Raw genomic sequence first — 18,339 nt, forward strand, 5'->3', positions numbered from 1 at the left:
GTCTATTGTGCAGCCGGTAGGGTTGGAATCCGAGTAGCGCCCCTTGTCGCGCCACCGACAAATGCAATCTAAGGATCCGATTTTAGTGTCGAAGCCCGTCGTCCTGATCGCCGAAGAACTTTCCCCCGCCACCGTCGATGCCCTCGGGCCCGACTTTGACATTCACCACGTCGACGGCACGGATCGCTCCGCCCTGTTCGCTGAGCTCGCCACGGCGCAGGCCGTCTTGGTGCGGTCCGCCACCAAAATGGATGCCGAAGCCATCAAGGCCGCGCCGCTGTTGAAGGTCATCGCCCGTGCAGGCGTCGGCCTCGACAACGTCGACATCAAGGCCGCTACCGCGGCCGGAGTCATGGTCGTCAACGCCCCCACTTCCAACATCATCTCCGCCGCCGAGCTGACCGTTGGGCACATCCTGAGCCTGGCCCGTCACATTCCGGCCGCCTCCGGCGCCCTCGCCGACGGGCAGTGGAAGCGCTCCAAGTACACCGGTGTCGAGCTCTACGAAAAGACCATCGGCATCATCGGCCTCGGCCGGATCGGCGCGCTCATCACGGCCCGCCTGCAGGCGTTCGGCACCAACGTCATCGCATACGACCCGTACATCACGTCGGCGCGCGCACAGCAGCTCGGCGTGACCCCGGTCACCCTCGACGAGCTGCTCGCGCAGTCCGACTTCGTCACTATTCACATGCCGAAGACCCCCGAGACCACCGGCATGATCGGTGCAGCCCAGCTCAAGCTGATGAAGCCGACCGCGTTCGTCGTGAACGTCGCCCGCGGCGGACTCATTGACGAAGAGGCGCTGCACGAGGCCCTCCTCGCCGGCACCATCGCCGGCGCCGGCCTCGACGTGTTCGTCAGCGAACCGCCCACCGGCTCTCCGTTGCTCGGACTCGACAACATCATCACCACCCCGCACCTCGGCGCCTCGACCGACGAAGCCCAGGAGAAGGCAGGCGTCTCCGTTGCCAAGTCCGTACGCCTCGCGCTTTCCGGCGAGCTCGTGCCCGACGCGGTCAACGTAGCCGGTGGCGTCATCGATCCCTACGTGCGCCCCGGCATCCCGCTGGTCGAAAAGCTCGGCCAAGTATTCTCCGGCCTGGCCGCGCACAGCCCGCTCACCAGCGTGGACATCGAGGTGCGTGGTGAACTCGTCGAATACGACGTCAGCGTACTCAAACTCGCCGCACTCAAGGGCATCTTCACCAACGTGGTCAGCGAAACCGTGTCCTACGTCAACGCGCCGCTGTTGGCCGAGCAGCGCGGTGTCAGCGCGCGCCTGCTCACCGACGCCGAATCGCCCGAGTACCGCAACGTCATCACCCTGCGCGGCGCCCTCGCCGACGGTTCGCAGGTCTCCGTTTCTGGCACCCTCACCGGCACCAAGCAGATCGAGAAGATCGTCGAAATCAACGGCTACGACGTTGAGGTTCCGTTCGCCAAGAACCTTATTGTGATGCTCTACGCCGACCGCCCCGGAATCGTCGCCGTTTACGGCCGCGAATTCGGCGAGGCCAACATCAACATCGCGGGCATGCAGATCGCCCGCCACGTGGCCGGCGGCAAGGCGCTGAGCGTACTGACCGTCGACTCCGAGGTTCCGGCCGGGCTGCTCACCGCGGTGCGAACGGCGATCGACGCCGAGATCATGGTGGAGATCGACCTCACCGAATAGCGCCCTTCGCCCGTGAATGGGGGCGGTAGAACGGATACGAGTGGGCGCCTGCCCGGTGGGCGCCCACTTTCTGTTCCGAGGTTCGGCTCGGAGGTATCCGGCCTGGATGACTACTTGGAGCGCGGCAGGAGCCGGCCGATGAGGGTGATCAGCCGCGTCATGGATTCGTCGGTGTGGCTCGGTGGTGTGAGTTCATACGTGGCAAGCGACGAGTTGACGTAGAGTCCGTCGCTGATCAGCATGATCGCCTGGGCTGTATCTGGGTCATGTACGGCGTCTTCAATGACCGAGAGCCAGCGTCGACGAATCTCGCTGAGCACCTGCATGGCCCGGGGATCCCGGCCTTGGGCGAGGCGGGAACCGGCGATGTAAGCGCGGTCAAGCGGACTGCCGGTGTGCACCGAGGTGCGAATAAGGTAGTCGACGGGTCCGGCCGGGGCGGTGCGGATGTTATCGGCGTCCTCGCGCGCGAGCGCGTCGAGGCGGGCCAGCAGGCCGTCGACGAGGGCGTCCTTCGAGGCGAAGTGATAGAGCAAGCCACCCTTGGACACCGCGGCTGCCGCCGCCACAGAGTCGAGTGTGGCGGACCGTTCGCCGCCCTCGACCAGTAGCTCCTCAAAGGCGTCGAGCAGTCGATCCCGCGTGGGAGCGGACGGCGCGGGGGCATTTTTCGACATAGGGGCCATGGTAACGAACACGCAGACTGTGGGTTGGACACAAGTAACGAACTAGACAACTATACCGTCTAGCCGGTACAGTCAAAGGTGATGTTCCGCCGATAACGGTCGAAAAAAGTACCCAGAAAGTGAACGAGATCGTGTCTGCCCCCGCTGGTCCCACCAATCCCACCGTGCTGCCCACCGAGGCCTGCGTCGCCGAGACTCGTGCTGCTGGGGGCAGTGCTGTTGAGGCCAGCGGTGTTGAGGGGAGCGCTGTTAAAGCCAGTGGTGTTGAGGGCAGCGCGTCCCGAACCCGTGACGCCGATGACACAGCTCTCACAGCCAGCGCCGGGGCCCCCGGGGGAGCGGCATCCGCTCTGCCCATACGGCACGACCGTCGCCGCTGGTGGGCGCTGGCCGTGCTGATGTTGCCGGTGCTGCTCGTGTCGATCGACAACACCGTGCTTAATTTTGCGTTGCCGGCGATCTCTACGGCCACGCTGCCGACCGGTGTGCAGCTGCTCTGGATGGTGGATATCTACCCGCTCGTGCTCGCCGGGCTGCTCGTGGCCATGGGGAGCCTGGGCGACCGCATCGGGCGGCGTCGCTTGCTGCTCATCGGCTCCGCCGGGTTTGGCGTGGTCTCGGTGTTCGCGGCGTTCGCCCCGAGCATCGAAGGCCTGATCATTGCCCGGGCAGCGCTCGGATTCTTCGGCGCGATGCTCATGCCCTCAACCCTGTCCCTGCTGCGAAGCACCTTTGTGGACCGTGACCAACGCCGCCTCGCCATCGCCATCTGGGCTACGGGCTTCGCGGCCGGCAGCGCGCTCGGTCCGGTCATCGGTGGCATCCTGCTCGAGCACTTCGCCTGGGGCTCAGTGTTCTTGATCGCCGTTCCCGTGCTGCTGCCGCTGTTCGTGCTAGCACCGATCCTGGTGACCGAATCGCGCGACCCACACCCCGGGCGCATCGATTTTCTCAGCATCACCCTGTCGCTTGGCACCATGCTGCCGATCGTTTATGGCATCAAAACCATCGCCGAGCACGGGGCGACCTGGTTCACGTTCGCTCCGATTGCGCTCGGACTATTGCTCGGCGTGTGGTTCGTGCGTCGCCAGTTGCGCCTGCCGAACCCCATGCTCGACATGGGCCTGTTTCGGCGCGGCGCGTTCAGCGGCGCCGTCGGCGTCAACCTGCTCAGCGTCACAGCGCTCGTCGGCTGTCTGTTCTTCATCTCGCAGCACCTGCAACTCGTGCTCGGACTCTCACCGCTCTCGGCCGGCCTTGTGCTGGTGCCCGGCCTGGCCGCGATGATCGTGGCTGGACTGCTGATCGTGCCGATCGCCCGCCGGGTACGCCCGTCGCGAGTGGTGCCGGTGGCACTGCTGGTGTCGGTCGCCGGGTTCGCGTCGATCGCGTTGCGTGGCGGGCAGATTGATGCTTTCTCCATCGGCGTGGCTTTCGTGCTGCTCGGCATCGGAATCGGAGCGGCCGAGACCGTGTCGAACGAGCTGATCGTGGCGACGGCGCCAGCCGATAAGGCGGGGGCGGCCTCCGCCGTGTCCGAAACCGCCTACGAGCTGGGAGCTGTGCTCGGCACAGCTGTGCTCGGCACCATTCTGACCGTGTCGTATCGCGCGGCAGTGCTGCTGCCCGAAGGCCTGAGTGCGGCTGAACGGGTTGCCGCCGGCGAAACGCTTGGTGGAGCCGTGGCCGTGGCCGGGCAGCTACCCGCCGGGGTGGCGCAGCAGCTGCTCGATTCAGCTCGGCACGCTTTCGACAGCGGTGTCGGCCTCACCGCCTGGATCGGTGTTGCGCTCGTGCTTGGTGCGGCCGTCGTCGCGCTTGTCGCGCTGCGCAGGGCGCGCTAGCTACAGGTCGTCGATCGAGTTCTCGCGGCGTGTGACCTGCTCGCCATTCGCCGGGTCGGCGATGGTTCGGGTGGTGCTCACGCTGTTGCGGCGACGCGTCATCAGCACGATGCCGAGGATCGTCACGAGCACGCCGGCCGCGAGCAAAATGTAGCCGACAAGCTGCAGGTCGATTCCGGTGACGGTCACGTCGAGGGCCCACACCAGTATGGCGCCGACGACCAGCAGAAAAATTCCGAGTCCGATACTCATGATTACCCACTTTCAATTGGTAGTGCGCTTCGCTCCAGCCTAGGCACTTCGGCGAGAAAGGTAAGGTTTGACTAGAAGCAATTCAGGTGAACGTTGACCGGTTCGGAGCCGCATGTCTCGTACTATCAAACTCGCTGTCATTCCTGGAGACGGGATTGGGCCGGAAGTTGTCGCCGAGGCCGTCAAGGTGCTCGGCGCTGTCACCGCCCGCGACGACGTCACGATTGACACGAGCATGTTCCACCTGGGCGCAGCGCGGTTCCTCGAAACCGGTGATGTGCTCACCGACGCCGACCTCGCGTCCATCCAGGAGCACGACGCCATTCTTCTCGGCGCGGTCGGCGGCGTTCCCGGTGACCCGCGCCTGAAAAACGCCAATATCGAGCGCGGACTGCTGCTCGGCCTGCGCTTTGCCCTCGACCACTATGTCAACCTGCGGCCCTGCACGATCTACCCCGGCGTCACAAGCCCGCTCGCCGCCCCCGGCGTGGTCGACTTCGTTGTTGTGCGCGAGGGCACGGAGGGCCCCTATGTCGGCAACGGCGGCGCGATCCGCCGCGGCACAGCCCAGGAGGTCGCCAACGAGGTCTCCGTGAACACCGCCTACGGGGTTGAACGCGTTGTGCGGTACGCCTTCGAAGTGGCCCAGAGCCGCGAGCGTAAACGCCTCACCCTCGTGCACAAGACCAACGTGCTCGTCTTCGCCGGCAGCTTATGGCAGCGCATCGTGAACGAAGTGGCCGTCGAGTACCCCCGCGTTGCGGTCGATTATCTGCACGTCGACGCGGCGACGATTTTCTTCGTCACGAATCCGAGTAGATTTGATGTACTCGTCACCGACAACCTCTTTGGCGACATTCTCACCGACCTGGCAGCGGCAATCAGCGGCGGCATCGGCCTGGCGGCCTCCGGCAATATCAACCCGACGGGCCATTTTCCCAGCATGTTCGAGCCGGTCCACGGCTCGGCTCCCGATATCGCCGGCCAACAACTCGCCGACCCGACCGCAGCCATCCTGTCGGTAGCGCTTCTGCTCGACCACCTCGGTCTACCGGATGCCGCGGCTCGCGTGAACGTAGCGGTGGCCGACGACCTACGGCGGCGCAACACCCTGGAGCGACGCAGCACCGCTGAGGTGGGAGATGCCATCGTGACCCTTTTGACAGACAAGGTACTTAAATGAGCAAGACCACAATCCTTCCCATGAGTTTCGCCCTCACGCCGTCGACGAACGCGCGCGCCGAGGCCGAACGCGAAGAGATACTTGCCGATCCGGGCTTCGGCAAACACTTCACCGACCACATGGTCACCATCGATTGGTCGATCGAGGCCGGTTGGCACGACGCCCGCGTCACGCCCTATGGTCCGTTGCTGCTCGATCCCGCCTCGTCGGTGCTGCACTACGGCCAGGAGATCTTCGAGGGCCTCAAGGCCTACCGGCACGCCGACAACTCGATCTGGACCTTCCGGCCCGAGAAGAACGCCGAGCGGCTGCAACGCTCGGCGCAGCGCCTCGCGCTGCCCGAACTCTCGACCCCGGACTTCATCGAGTCGGTCAGGCAGATGATCGCGATTGACGGCGACTGGGTGCCGTCCGCGCCCGAGACCAGCCTGTACCTGCGCCCGTTCATGATCGCCAACGAGAGCTTTCTCGGGGTGCGCGCCGCCCACAAGGTGAGTTTCTACGTGATCGCCAGCCCAGCCGGTGCCTACTTCGCCGACGGCGTGGCCCCGGTGAAGATCTGGCTGTCGACCGATTATTCCCGCGCCGGTCGCGGTGGTACCGGCGCAGCCAAGTGCGGCGGTAACTATGCCGCGTCGCTGCTGCCCCAGATGGAGGCGTACGAGAATGGTTGCGCCCAGGTGCTCTTTCTCGACGGGGAGACCGGAACGAACGTCGATGAACTCGGCGGCATGAACGTGTTTTTCGTGCACGGCACGGACACGATTATCACGCCTCGCCTGACCGGATCCATTCTCGAGGGCGTCACCCGCGACAGCATCATGCAGCTGGCCCGCGACCGCGGTATGACCGTGGAAGAGCGCGCGGTGACGCTGGCGGAGTGGCGCGACGGCGTCGCATCCGGTGCCATCACCGAGGTTTTCGCCTGTGGAACCGCCGCCGTCGTCACCCCGATCGGCCAGCTCAAAGCGAAGGACTTCACGATCGGCGAAGCGGATACCCCGGCTGGCGAGGTCACCCTGTCGCTGCGCCAGGAACTCACCGACATTCAGTATGGGCGCGTGCCTGACCGTCACGGTTGGCTCACCCGCCTCGACTAAACTGAACCTTTTGAGCGGAAACGAGACACGTGAAGATCGCACGCTACAGCTACCAGGGCGCCATCGCGTTCGGTATCGTTGACGACGACGAACTGGTCGTGCTCACGAGCGACCCGATGTTCGCCGGATTCGACACGACCGGCGACCGGGTGGCCCTGGCCGACGTGAAGCTGCTCGCGCCGGTGATTCCGCGCTCGAAGATCGTCGCGGTGGTGTCTTCTGAGGCATTCGTGCTGCGGCCGAACACAGCTGTCGTCGGCCCCGGCGACGCTATCGTGCTGCCCGCCGCCTCCGATCGGGTTGAGGTCGACGGCCAGCTCGCCATCATCATTGGCAAGATCGCCAAGAACGTCTCAGTGGCGGATGCCGCAGGTCGCGTTTTCGGCTATACCGTAGCGACGGTCGTCACCGCGGCCGACCTTACGGAGGTGTCGCCCACCCGCGCCGGGGCTTTCGACACGTTCCTCCCGCTCGGACCGATCATTGAGACGGAGTTCGACGAGGCAGCCACGCCGCTGCGCGGGTTGATCAACGATGAGGAGTTTCAGGCGGTCGACCTCGGCGACGACGATCGGACCACCGAGGAGACCGTATCTGCGCTCGTGGCATTCGCCTCGAGCGTGTTCACGCTGCTGCCCGGCGACGTGATTCTGGCCGGACCGCTCGACACGCCGGCAGCCGTCGTCGACGGCGACACGGTCACGGTGTCTATTGAGGGCATCGGAGCACTCGTGAACCCCGTGGTGCGCCCGGCCTGACGTTCTGCGCTCTGCTCCGGTGCAGCGGTTGACCTGCGCGCCCTCGCCAACGAGAACTGGGTGGCCGGCTGCCCGCGCTGCGCGCTCTCATTGCCATTGCATCGCCCTGGTTCACCCTCTGAACGCAGGCCCGGTTAAGAAACTGGGCCGATTTCTCGGGCCCGGGCTCGACGTGAGGCAGCAGGGCTCGCGCAACTAGAATCATGAGTAATGTCTGACACCACTGCACACCCGTTTTCTACCGCCACCGGAACCGACGTTCGCGTGCGGTTCTGCCCCTCGCCAACCGGAACGCCCCACGTGGGCCTGGTTCGCACCGCCATGTTCAACTGGGCCTACGCGCGGCACACCGGCGGAAAAATGATCTTCCGCATCGAAGACACCGACGCTGCCCGCGACAGTGAAGAGAGCTTTCTGCAGCTCGTCGAGGCCATGCGCTGGCTCAAGCTGGACTGGGACGAAGGCGTCGACATCGGTGGGCCCCAGGCGCCGTATCGTCAAAGCGAGCGCTACGACATCTACCGCGGAGTCATCGAGCAGCTCAAAACCAGCGGTCACATCTACGAGAGCTTCGTCACCGGCGAAGAAATCGAGGCGCGTAACCGCGACCTCGGCCGCGACCCGAAAATGGGCTACGACAACTTCGAGCGCGACCTCACCTCGGAGCAGAAGGCCGCCTATCGTGCCGAGGGCCGGTCCCCGGCGCTGCGCCTGCGCGTGCCAGACACCGAGCTCTCCTTCGACGACCTCGTGCGCGGCGAGATCACGTTCCCGGCCGGCTCGTTCAGCGACTTTGTCGTGGTGCGCCCCAACGGGCATCCGCTCTACCCCTTCGTGAACCCGGTCGATGACGCGCTCATGGGCGTCACCCATGTGCTGCGCGGCGAAGACCTGCTCTCGTCGACGCCCCGTCAGATCGCGCTGTACCACGCGCTCATCGACATTGGCGTGACCACCTTCGTGCCCCGTTTCGGTCACCTGCCCTACGTCATGGGAGACAAGAACAAGAAGCTCTCCAAACGCGACGCCGAAGCAAACCTGTTTCTGCACCGAGACCGCGGGTTCATTCCCGAAGGGCTGCTCAACTACCTCGCGCTGCTTGGCTGGTCACTCACCCACGACCGCGATGTGTTCTCGATCGACGAGTTCACGGCCGCGTTCGACGTCGTGAACGTCAACCCCAACCCGGCCCGCTTCGACTTGAAGAAAGCTGAGTCGATCAACGGCGACCACATTCGCCAGCTTGAGGCGTCAGACTTCGCCGCCCGGCTAGTGCCCTACCTGGTGACTGCCGGAGTGCTCGAGGAGACCCCGACCGAGGCAGATCTGGCCCTGCTTGCCCAGGGAGCGCCCCTCATTCAGGAGCGCATCGCACTCCTCGGCGAAGCGCCAGCCATGCTGGGTTTTCTGTTTGTTTCCGGCGCCGATCTGATTCTCGAAGCGGATGCCCTCGCCTCACTCCCGCAGAACGCCGCCGACATTCTCGGCGCGTCACGCACGGCCCTCGAAAGTATTCCTTCAGCGGAATGGAGCACCGAGCGAGTGCATGAACTGCTCGCCGAAACTCTTATCGAGGGGCTGGGCCTCAAGCCGCGCGTGGCCTTCGGACCGCTGCGCGTCGCGCTGTCGGGCCGCAAGATCTCGCCGCCGCTCTTTGAGTCGATGGAAATTCTTGGTCAGGCGGAAACCCTCGGCCGTCTTGATCGGGCCCTCACGGTGACGACGACGGCCTGACCCCGGGCTGGTGAGGCTTCGACTCGCCGGGAAACACCCCGGTTTGGCCTCTCCAGCCCGAGTGGGCTAGGCTACTACTCGGCCCGGTCTTCGGATTAGGCATTGGGGTATGGTGTAATTGGCAACACGGATGATTCTGGTTCATTTGTTCTTGGTTCGAGTCCAGGTACCCCAGCACTAACAGGCGCAGGATTCCGCGGCGAAATCACTTATCGCCCGCCCGTCTGGAGGCCGCAGTAGCCGGCTGAAAAACGCCCGTGCTTGATACTCCGGCTGTCTATGGGCTCCGCGACAGTTCCCCAGCCCGAAACCGGGCGCATCTGCAGGCCCAGCGAGCCGTGATCGGAGCCGGGGCAGTGCGCACGAATTCTGGCCCAGACGCACGACGAAGGTCGTGAACGACGCCTTCAGCTCCGTACGAATGACATCGGTGTCCCACGCTTCCGTCCGATGACGCGTTCGCACAACAGCGGGCGATGCGGCACCCCGTGGAATCTGTCCCACCTCTTGCTCGAGCGCGGTCGACGGTGCAGCGGCACGACGACCGACTCGACGGCGAGGCCAGCGTCTTGGCGGGTGACCAGTCAGCAGTGCGCGCGCAACGCTGAGGGCAAACAGGTCCGAGCCCGACGAATCGAGAACCGGCTACGGCTCGTCGGCGAGAGTGGGCGATATTGATGAAGCGGATGCGCCGGCCGAGCATCCGACATACCCCGTGACTGTCCGCTGCGGATATGCGTCGACCGTGCCCCGGCTATGGAAGACCACGAGCGCAGCAACGACGGGTGATTCGAATGGAGCCAAGCCTGATCTCCGGTTCGATCGGACCGTCTGGCATATCCCACGAGTAGGCGACCCGGTTCATTCTGCAACAATCGCGCCCGGAGTGCATCCGTAAAGTGGCTTTGCGCAAACTGGAGCACCGTGAAATGGTTGAAAGCACTGTGTTCATCATTGTGTCCGTGCCTGCGGAATGGGGGCGTTCGGTAAGATCGCGAACACAACGCTCGTTTATCTTCGTGCTGGGGCCGAGGCCGGACCGGTCGGTTCACAGCAGCTGGTATATTGACCAACCTTGAGGAGTCCACCATGAATGCAGCCATGCCGGTGATAGTTTTTGATGTCAATGAAACCCTCTCTGACATGTCTCCGATGGAGGATCGCTTCGTAGAAGTCGGTGCTCCGGGCTACCTGGCCCGCATTTGGTTTGCATCCGTGCTGCGGGACGGGTTCGCCCTTGCCGCGTCTGGGGGCAGCGTGAAATTTTCCGTGGCGGGCGCGGAGATCCTGCGAACTTTGTTCCGCGATGTGGCCCTGACCAGCACCATTGACGAGGCAATAAACCACGTCCTGGAAGGCCTCGGAGCATTGAAGCTGCACCCGGACGTCGCAGACGGAGTTCGAGCGCTCAAGGATGCCGGATGTCGCCTCGCAACCCTCTCCAATGGGTCCGCGCAGCTGGCCCAGAACATGCTGACCACGGCGGCGATTCGGACTGACTTCGAGGCCCTTCTCACAGTCGAGGATGCCCCGCACTGGAAACCAGTCGGTTCCGCCTACCGGTACGCGGCGGAGGTTCTCGGAGTTCGACCGGCCGACATGCTCCTGGTCGCCGTGCACCCCTGGGACATCCATGGGGCAGCCCAGGCGGGCCTGCGCACCGCCTGGCTGAACCGAACCGACGCACTGTATCCGAACTACTTTGCGATACCGGATTACACCGTTCCAAATCTCAGCGAGCTCGCCGAGCGCCTCCAGGCTTAGGACTCTGCGCTCGGTGGGTGAATTTGACTGTGTCTGGACACGACGACGCACATCCTCCACGCTCTCACCGAGCGGAAGAGCAGGGTATCGACGTGGATGAACACACGGCGTACATCGATCGAGAACGGGTGAGTCACGCCGCGATTTTTTTGACCTTCGGGGCGTGCCCAGCCCTGGTCGGGTAGAAAAAGCCGTCGTCGTACTCACCTCGACGTCGTCGTCGCGCTCAAGCCAGGGTGGAGATTCTGGTTATGTACAGCACGGAATGTAGGCACAATGAACTATGGACTCAAAGCAGGAAAAGAATGCGGTCGACGATATGGTTCGCCGGCTTGAGGTCAGGTACGCCGATTTACCACCGGATCGGGTGAAAGCGGTCGTGACGGCATGCCACGCTTCCCTCTCCGACAAACCCATCCGGGACTTCATCCCGGTGCTCGTTGAACACGCAGCCCGGTCGCAGCTGCGCGCGGAGCGAACCACACCTCCACGAGCGGCGTAGCGTCGATTCGCTCTAGCGCAACGTCTTACCCACGTCGCGCGCCTAACTTGACTTTCGACGAAGCACGAACGTGCCCCCAGAGTTGGGCGAATACCTGAGCGGCCTCAGTGTTCGGTGCGTAGGTTCCGATCGGGGCGCGTTCGGTGCCCATCCGTTCGATCACGACGGTCGCGGGAACGACGAGGTCGATCACCTCTGGGTGTTCGCGCGGCAACGCCTCTGCGGTAAAGCGGTGCACAAGTTTGCGGCGGTCCACCATCGAAAGAAATGCGAACACTTTGGGCGGCCGGTCCGATGCCGCGATGATCTCGTTGACTTGGGCCAGTGAACGTAGTGAAAGCGGTGACGGTCCAAGGGGGACCACGGCAAGGTCGGCCGCGTGGAGTGCGTTCTCCGCCACGAGGGACGCCCCGGGCGGGCAATCGAGAATCACGACATCGTATTGGTTCGAGACCGACTCCAGCACCTTGGCGATACGCTGCGTCGACTTTTTGGCTGAGTCAAGGAACAGGTCCAGATTTCGGTAGGTGTCATCCGCCGGGAGCACATCGAGGTTTTTGTACGCGGTCGGCCGGATGACAGCATCCACGTGGCTTTTGCCCCGAATGAGAGAATCCACGCCGCCTTTGACCTTTGCTTTGACGTTGAGGAGATACGTCGCAGCGCCCTGCGGGTCCAGGTCCCACAGCAGCACTCGGCACTCATGGGACGCCTCCCAGGCGAGATTGACCGCTGTCGTTGTCTTGCCGACCCCACCCTTGGTGCTGTATATCGCGACCGTCTTCATGACCCCATCATAGAAGTCAACCTCGCGGCGTCGTGGGCCGGCGCAGACTCGACACCGTGCCGCGTTGGAGGCGCTTATAGCGGCCAGGTACGTGTGGTGATTTCAGCAGTCTACGAATCCAAGACTCGTCGTGTTCCCGGTCTGGAGCTTCGACAGAGCCGGTGAGAGACATCTTTGCTGTGTAATAGGCTGATAATTGCCATCAATTTCTCATGAAATACACAGGTGATGTTCACCCTGTGTCGGCACACACATTAATCTTGGGGAGATAACGACTTTCATGTCGCTTGAAAACACGCCGCCGACCACGCCACCGAATCCATTTCAGGCGGGATCGATACCGACTGCACCAGACCAGCCCATAGTGAATTCAGCGTCTGCTCAGCCCGGAGACACGCGGGCCAACCCGTATGCTGATCCGGCCAGGCAGCCGCTCGCTCAGCGGCCGAGCGGGCCGAACGCGTTTTCCACGATCGCGCCGAGCGCGTGGCGGGGAGCCGTCGCATCCGCTGGAATCGGATACGGGGCAGCGTTTGTTGTCGCGCTCCTGACCGTTGTCTTGACTGGGCTTCTCAGCGGCTGGGAGATGTTCTCGGCTGGCTGGCTTGTCTCCGGTCCCGTGCAGTTGGTTGCAATGGCAACGTTCGGCCAGCTCGGCGCGTCGGCAGAAGTTGAGTACATGATCTCCTTCGCCGGAAATGTCGCTGTGGGAGTGCTGCCGCTGCTGGTACTTGCCGCTCTACTGGCCGGCAACTACCTTTCCAGTCGTTTCGTGGGGCGCGGCGTCTGGCAAGGCTCCTCGGCCCTCATTCTGTCGGCCGTGTCCGGGCTCACGCTCGCCATCGGGGTGACCGTGCTGGCCGCGGTGCTCCCAGTGCAGCTCCACGATCTGCAGTTGGACATTCCTGTCGGTTCAACTTCCGCGGCATCCGTCGGTTCGTTCTTCGGCGCGCTCATCCTTGGATTCACCGTCTCCTACGTGGCCCGGCTGCAGGCCACGGACGCATGGTCGCGTCTTCTCGTTCGCGCAACCTGGCTACCGGGGGGCACCGCGCGCATCGCGGGCCTGCACCTCGGCGCGTTCATCGCCGTGCTGGCGGTCGTGCTCGCTATTCTGACCCCGCTGTCCGCGGCCGACGAATATGTCGGAATGCTTCCCATATTTTTGCTTACCCTCGCCATCAACGCCGTTGTGATCGGCATGTTGGGCGCCTTCTCCGTCGATCTCGGCGACCTGGATCGGGTGCTGGCCAACCTGGGCGGCGCATCCAACGAGCAGGCACAGCAAAACCTCACCGTATTCAGCGACGGAATCACCGGCTATATCTGGCTTATCGTGCTGCTCGCCCTGATTCTGGCGGTCGTCGCCTCGCTATTGCTGGCCGTTCGTCGCAATCGAGTGCGCCCGGCGCCGTTGTCGTGGCTGGCCACCATCGCTACGTACATGGTCTTCGGTTTAGTGCTGCAGCTTCTTGGCAGCGCTCTGTTCACGGCGTCGATGACTGCACCCGAGAATGCCTCGACGTCGGGAATGTTCGGACCCGCTGCGTGGACCTTTCTGATCTTCGCCATCTGGGGTGCTGCTATCGAGGCACTGACGCGCTTTGTCGCACCGGTTATCTTGGCCTATGCGACGCCGGGGGTAATCGGCGCCCTCGTCAAGCTATCCGGTCAGGAACGCCTGTTGCCCGTTGTGCCGACGGCACCGCGCATGCCGGTCGGCACCGTCGCAGCCGGCCTGGCCGTTCCTGCGGCAGGGACGGCTTACACCGTCGAACCCGCCACTGGCTATCCCGTCACTGGCTATCCCGTCACTGCCGATATCACCGCGGCCGGCCAGCCAGGTGCGACACCCCTCCCGTTCGCAAGCAGTACCTTGACTCCGGCCACCGCGAAGCGAGTGAAGATCGGCGCCATCGTCGTCGGTGCCGCTGCGTTGCTCATTATCGCGGCAAGTGTGGCTGGCGGTATTGTGCGTTCCTCGGTCTTTGGCCCGCAGAATGTTGCGAACGCCTACCTCGACGCGTTGGAAAAAGGCAACGCCACGACGGCTCTGAAGATGCTCGGGTCCTCAGCGGATGCCGGTGACGGCATGCTCTCCAACGAAATCTTCGGGCTGGCGACGGATCGCATCGAAGACGCCGCTATTTCAGAGGTCACCATCACCGAGAATGTCGCCCAGATCGAGGTGCACTTTAAGCAGGGCGGCGTTTCTGATTCTTCCGTGCTGAAGCTCACCCGCACGAGCACCGACTGGCTGATTGCCGATAACTGGTCCATTCTGAACGCCGAGCCTGGCCAGATCGACGTCTACACACCAGCCAAACTGGATGATGTGTCGCTCGAGGCGAACGGTATGTCGGTCGGTACAACGAAGAACGACGGGCTGACCCTTCCGGCCTTTCCCGGCACCTACGAAGTGACCATTCCAGCCACGGACTACTTCGAAGAATCATCGGTGACCTATGTCGTGAGCGGGCTGCTCGGGGGGTATGGAGAGTTCGAATCGAGCGATGACGCGTTTACGGCCACCCCAACGGCGAAGTACGAAGCCGCTGCCCTGGCAGCCGTGAACACGCTCATCACGACCTGCCTCGCTGCGGGAAATGCAGCATCTGACGACTGCCCGAACATGGGGTACATCTCTTCGTACTACTCCAACGTGGTCTACACCCTCGTTACAGCGCCCGACCTCACCGTGGATCTGTCGTACGAGGATGGTGGCTTGACGGTCTCCACCGACACTTACGGTGTCGTGACTATGGAGTATGACGTGAACTACGGTTTTTCTACCGAGGCCCGCCATGAGACCACTGAGAATTACCTCACGATCACCGCTGAAGTCAACGTCGTCGACGGCAAGGTCGTGGTGACCTCGATCTACTAACCGGGTATCAGGGCATTCGCAGTTCGGGTTCGGCTTGCGCCGAACCCGAACTTTTTTGCCCGCGGCGGGTATTCACGACCACCCCCAATCAGGGGACATCTGAGGGTGTCTCATGATATAAATTGAAACCAAGCGAATTCCCGGTCGCCTCGCAGCAATAAAGCTCGGCGAACGAGCCGGCCCTGTGTCGTTGGACTGAACCGCAAGCTATTTTACTGCACTAATCGCATCTGGCGGAGCGATAGATCACGGAGGGTGTGACCGACATGACAAAACCCCGCGGTGAGGACGACTCCCAGACTGCAAGTCACGACGGAATGAGCGCTGAAGAACCGACTCTGACCAGCGACGAGTATTCGAGAGCGCAAAAGGATGTCGCCGACAAGAACCTGCTGGATCAGACGGTGAGCCTGCAGCATGCCATCTTCAACAGCGCTAATTTTGCGTGCGTCGCTACCGACGCCAAAGGGTTCATACAAATTTTTAGCGTGGGCGCGCAACGCATGATCGGCTACACGCCCGAAGACGTAATAAACAGGGGTGTGCCGGGAGACATGCACGACCCAGACGAAATCATCGCTCGTGCTGCGCAGTTGAGCGTCGAATTCGGTACCACAATTCAACCCGGCTTTGAAGCCTTGGTCTATAAGGCAAGTCGGCGAATCGAAGATATCTATGAGCTGACGACGATTCGGAAGGATGGCAGTCGCTTTCCGACCACGGTGTCGGTCACGGCGTTATGTGACGGCAACGCGGAGATTATCGGATATCTGTTGATCAGCACCGACAACACAGCGCGCAATCAGGCATCGATGGCCCAATCTCTCCTTGACCAACGACTGCGCGACCAGCAGTTCTACACCCGATCGCTCATCGAATCGAATATCGATGCGCTCATGATGACCGACACCAGGGGGGTTATCTCTGACGTGAACCAGCAGATGATCAAGCTCACTGGGCGCACCAGGGACGAGCTCATAGGCGCCCCGTGCCGCAATTTCTTCACCGATCCGGTCCGAGCGGACACGGCCATCAAACATGCTCTGAGCGAGAGCAAGGTGAGCGACTACGAACTGACGGTGTGCTCCATAGACGGCGACGAAACTGACGTGTCGTACAACGCCGCGACGTTTTACGATCGAGATCGAGTGGTGCAGGGTGTTTTTGCATCGGCCCGTGATGTGACCGAGCGCAAACGTTTCGAGCGAGCACTTCAGAAGACAAACATCGAGTTGGAACACGCCAGCCGCATGAAAACGGAGTTCCTGGCAACGATGTCTCACGAACTGCGAACACCCTTGAACGCCATCATCGGCTTTTCGGAGGCTCTCAAGGATGGACTCATCGGGGAGATCACCGCAACGCAGCGTGAGTATATCGAAGACATTTATTCCAGTGGGCACCACCTTCTGTCGCTGATCAATGACATTCTCGATTTGTCCAAAGTCGAGGCGGGCATGATGGACATCGAGGTGGAATCGGTTGATGTGCAGTCGCTGTTGGAGCAAAGCTTGTTGATCGTGCGAGAAGACGCTCTGGTCCATGGGCTGCACTTGGTATTCGACGGAGCAGAGGATCTAGGGACGCCCCTGCTTGACCGACGAAAAACCAAGCAAATCGTCTACAACCTGTTGTCCAATGCCGTCAAGTTCACACCTGATCTCGGTGCGGTCACGCTCACTGCAAGAAGGGTGCCGCGCAGTGCAGCGGGTAAAATTGCCGGCACCCGACCGGTGCATGATTTTCCACTTCCGAAGAGCGACGTCGATCATTTTTTGGAAATTCGCGTCGACGATACGGGTATGGGCATCTCACGTGAAAATCTGTCCAAGCTTTTTCTCGCTTTCAGTCAGATCGACGGCACTTTGGCGCGCAAGTTCGAAGGGACCGGACTTGGTCTCGCCACGGTCAAGCAGATGGTGGAGTTGCAGGGAGGTACCGTTGCTGTTGCCAGCGAGATTGGCGAGGGATCTAGTTTTGCCATTTGGCTTCCACTGGGCGCAACCGATGACCAGGCGCCAGCTTGGCCAGGCAGGGAGCAAAAAAAATCGAGTTCCAACGGAGTGATAGAAGTATCGGAAACGTTAGAACCGGCTCCCAGCCCGGACGCCCCGTCCATAGTTATAGCGCGCCGCGATCCCGGTAGCGCGTCGACCGCGGGGGGAAACGAAAGGCTGCCCACGGTCGGCGAATTGGTGAAAGCGGCGCCGGAAGAGGCCTTCAACGGTGAAAACGGTGAAAACGGCGAAAACGAGGGCGACGAGGTTGCGTCCACGGGGCGGCACACAAGCGACTCTGCGGTCGAATCCCCGGATACGCCGACAGAGATTCTTCCCGCTGTGGCCGAGAGCCTTCAGCAAGTGCCCGCGGGTGACGAGCACACCGACAAGCACGTTGTTCTCGTTATTGAGGACGACGCCAAAGGGGCCGAAGTTCTTCGGCTGTTGTTGGAGGCTGAAGGGTTTCGGGTCATCATCGCGCGGAGCGGTGAAGAGGGGTTGGACCTTGCCCCGAAACAGCGGCTGAGTCTCATAACCCTCGACATCCGGCTGCCGGGAATGGACGGCTGGGGTTTTTTGATTCGCCTGCACGAGTTCTCGGATCTTGCCGCCGTTCCGATTGTGATCATTGCGGGCGACACCGATGTGAGCCTGGCCTTGACGCACGGCGCGGCCGCCGTACTGGAGAAGCCGATCGACCGAAATGCGCTGCAGCAGTCGTTGAAAGCGCTCGGCCTCAGCCCTGACGCTCGGCGCACCCGATGCGTTCTGGTTGCCGACGACGACCCTGAAACTGTCGATGTGATTGCACGCTTTTTGACCCGCCCGGATTATGTGGTCGAGCGTGCGTTCACAAAAGACGCGGCCATCGAGATGGCGCAGCGTTTGCATCCTGACCTGGTGTTGCTCAATCTCATGATGGAAGGATTTAGCGGCTACGAGGTTGTGTTGGCGTTGCAGAACGATGAGAGAACCGAACATATCCCCGTGTTGATCGTGTCTGGCAAGCCACTCACGAAGCGGGAATCAGCGGCGGTCGACAGCGATCCGAGCCAGCCGGTGCGCGTGCTCGGCACGGAGAGCTTCAACCGAACGTCCTTCATTGCCGAGGTCAAGCGCGCTTTGCAGACCGGCGAACTTCGCGACGATCCGGCAGGTAGGTAG

At 62.5% G+C, this 18,339-nt stretch carries 13 protein-coding genes and 1 tRNA gene; 11 read left to right on the top strand and 3 right to left on the bottom strand.

The genetic code is table 11. The annotated features are described in order from the left end of the window. The first annotated feature begins 85 nt into the window (after positions 1-85). Positions 86-1,678 (top strand): phosphoglycerate dehydrogenase, encoded by a 1,593-nt coding sequence (gene serA / locus CXY83_RS12435; protein WP_104197643.1) that lies wholly within the window; start codon positions 86-88, stop codon positions 1,676-1,678. Between the two features lie 110 nt (positions 1,679-1,788). Here serA and CXY83_RS18425 read toward each other — a convergent pair whose 3' ends face one another. Next, the gene (locus CXY83_RS18425; protein WP_146069927.1) at positions 1,789-2,355 is read right to left on the bottom strand and encodes a TetR/AcrR family transcriptional regulator; all 567 of its coding nucleotides are present in this window, start codon (positions 2,353-2,355) and stop codon (positions 1,789-1,791) included. A 359-nt stretch (positions 2,356-2,714) separates the two neighbouring features. Here CXY83_RS18425 and CXY83_RS12445 point away from each other — a divergent pair, with 359 nt between their 5' ends. Next, positions 2,715-4,208, top strand: coding sequence for an MFS transporter (locus CXY83_RS12445; RefSeq protein WP_233200927.1), 1,494 nt, complete (start codon positions 2,715-2,717; stop codon positions 4,206-4,208). On the opposite strand, the gene CXY83_RS12450 is transcribed toward CXY83_RS12445, so the two are convergent. Further along, positions 4,209-4,460: a DUF6458 family protein gene (locus tag CXY83_RS12450; protein ID WP_104128277.1), complete on the bottom strand. Its 252-nt coding sequence runs from the start codon at positions 4,458-4,460 to the stop codon at positions 4,209-4,211. Between the two features lie 112 nt (positions 4,461-4,572). Here CXY83_RS12450 and CXY83_RS12455 point away from each other — a divergent pair, with 112 nt between their 5' ends. The 7 genes from CXY83_RS12455 (at position 4,573) to CXY83_RS18630 (ending at position 11,501) form a co-directional block, all read left to right on the top strand. Continuing rightward, positions 4,573-5,643 carry a 3-isopropylmalate dehydrogenase gene (locus CXY83_RS12455; RefSeq protein ID WP_104197644.1) on the top strand — a complete coding sequence of 357 codons (1,071 nt, stop codon included), beginning with the start codon at positions 4,573-4,575 and terminating at the stop codon, positions 5,641-5,643. Further along, positions 5,640-6,743 carry a branched-chain amino acid aminotransferase gene (locus CXY83_RS12460; protein WP_199184957.1) on the top strand — a complete coding sequence of 368 codons (1,104 nt, stop codon included), beginning with the start codon at positions 5,640-5,642 and terminating at the stop codon, positions 6,741-6,743. Before CXY83_RS12455 ends, CXY83_RS12460 begins: the two co-directional genes overlap by 4 nt. A 29-nt stretch (positions 6,744-6,772) precedes the next feature. Beyond that, the gene (locus CXY83_RS12465; RefSeq protein WP_104197645.1) at positions 6,773-7,501 is read left to right on the top strand and encodes a fumarylacetoacetate hydrolase family protein; all 729 of its coding nucleotides are present in this window, start codon (positions 6,773-6,775) and stop codon (positions 7,499-7,501) included. A 210-nt stretch (positions 7,502-7,711) separates the two neighbouring features. Beyond that, entirely contained in the window at positions 7,712-9,235 is a 1,524-nt protein-coding gene (gltX, locus tag CXY83_RS12470; protein ID WP_104197646.1) for a glutamate--tRNA ligase, read from the top strand. Between the two features lie 103 nt (positions 9,236-9,338). After that, positions 9,339-9,410 (top strand) — tRNA-Gln (locus CXY83_RS12475). A 914-nt stretch (positions 9,411-10,324) separates the two neighbouring features. Next, positions 10,325-10,999: a haloacid dehalogenase type II gene (locus CXY83_RS12480; protein ID WP_104197647.1), complete on the top strand. Its 675-nt coding sequence runs from the start codon at positions 10,325-10,327 to the stop codon at positions 10,997-10,999. 283 nt (positions 11,000-11,282) lie between these two features. Further along, positions 11,283-11,501 (top strand): three-helix bundle dimerization domain-containing protein, encoded by a 219-nt coding sequence (locus CXY83_RS18630; RefSeq protein ID WP_104197648.1) that lies wholly within the window; start codon positions 11,283-11,285, stop codon positions 11,499-11,501. 25 nt (positions 11,502-11,526) lie between these two features. On the opposite strand, the gene CXY83_RS12490 is transcribed toward CXY83_RS18630, so the two are convergent. After that, positions 11,527-12,288: a ParA family protein gene (locus tag CXY83_RS12490; protein WP_104197649.1), complete on the bottom strand. Its 762-nt coding sequence runs from the start codon at positions 12,286-12,288 to the stop codon at positions 11,527-11,529. 364 nt (positions 12,289-12,652) lie between these two features. On the opposite strand from CXY83_RS12490, the gene CXY83_RS12495 reads away from it, so the two are divergent. Further along, positions 12,653-15,175, top strand: coding sequence for a hypothetical protein (locus tag CXY83_RS12495; RefSeq protein ID WP_104197650.1), 2,523 nt, complete (start codon positions 12,653-12,655; stop codon positions 15,173-15,175). A gap of 266 nt (positions 15,176-15,441) precedes the next feature. Further along, a complete protein-coding gene (locus CXY83_RS12500) occupies positions 15,442-18,339 on the top strand; it encodes a response regulator (protein ID WP_233200929.1) in 2,898 nt (965 codons plus the stop codon).

Source organism: Cryobacterium sp. M15 (genome assembly GCF_002929675.1).
Lineage (GTDB): Bacteria > Actinomycetota > Actinomycetes > Actinomycetales > Microbacteriaceae > Cryobacterium > Cryobacterium lyxosi.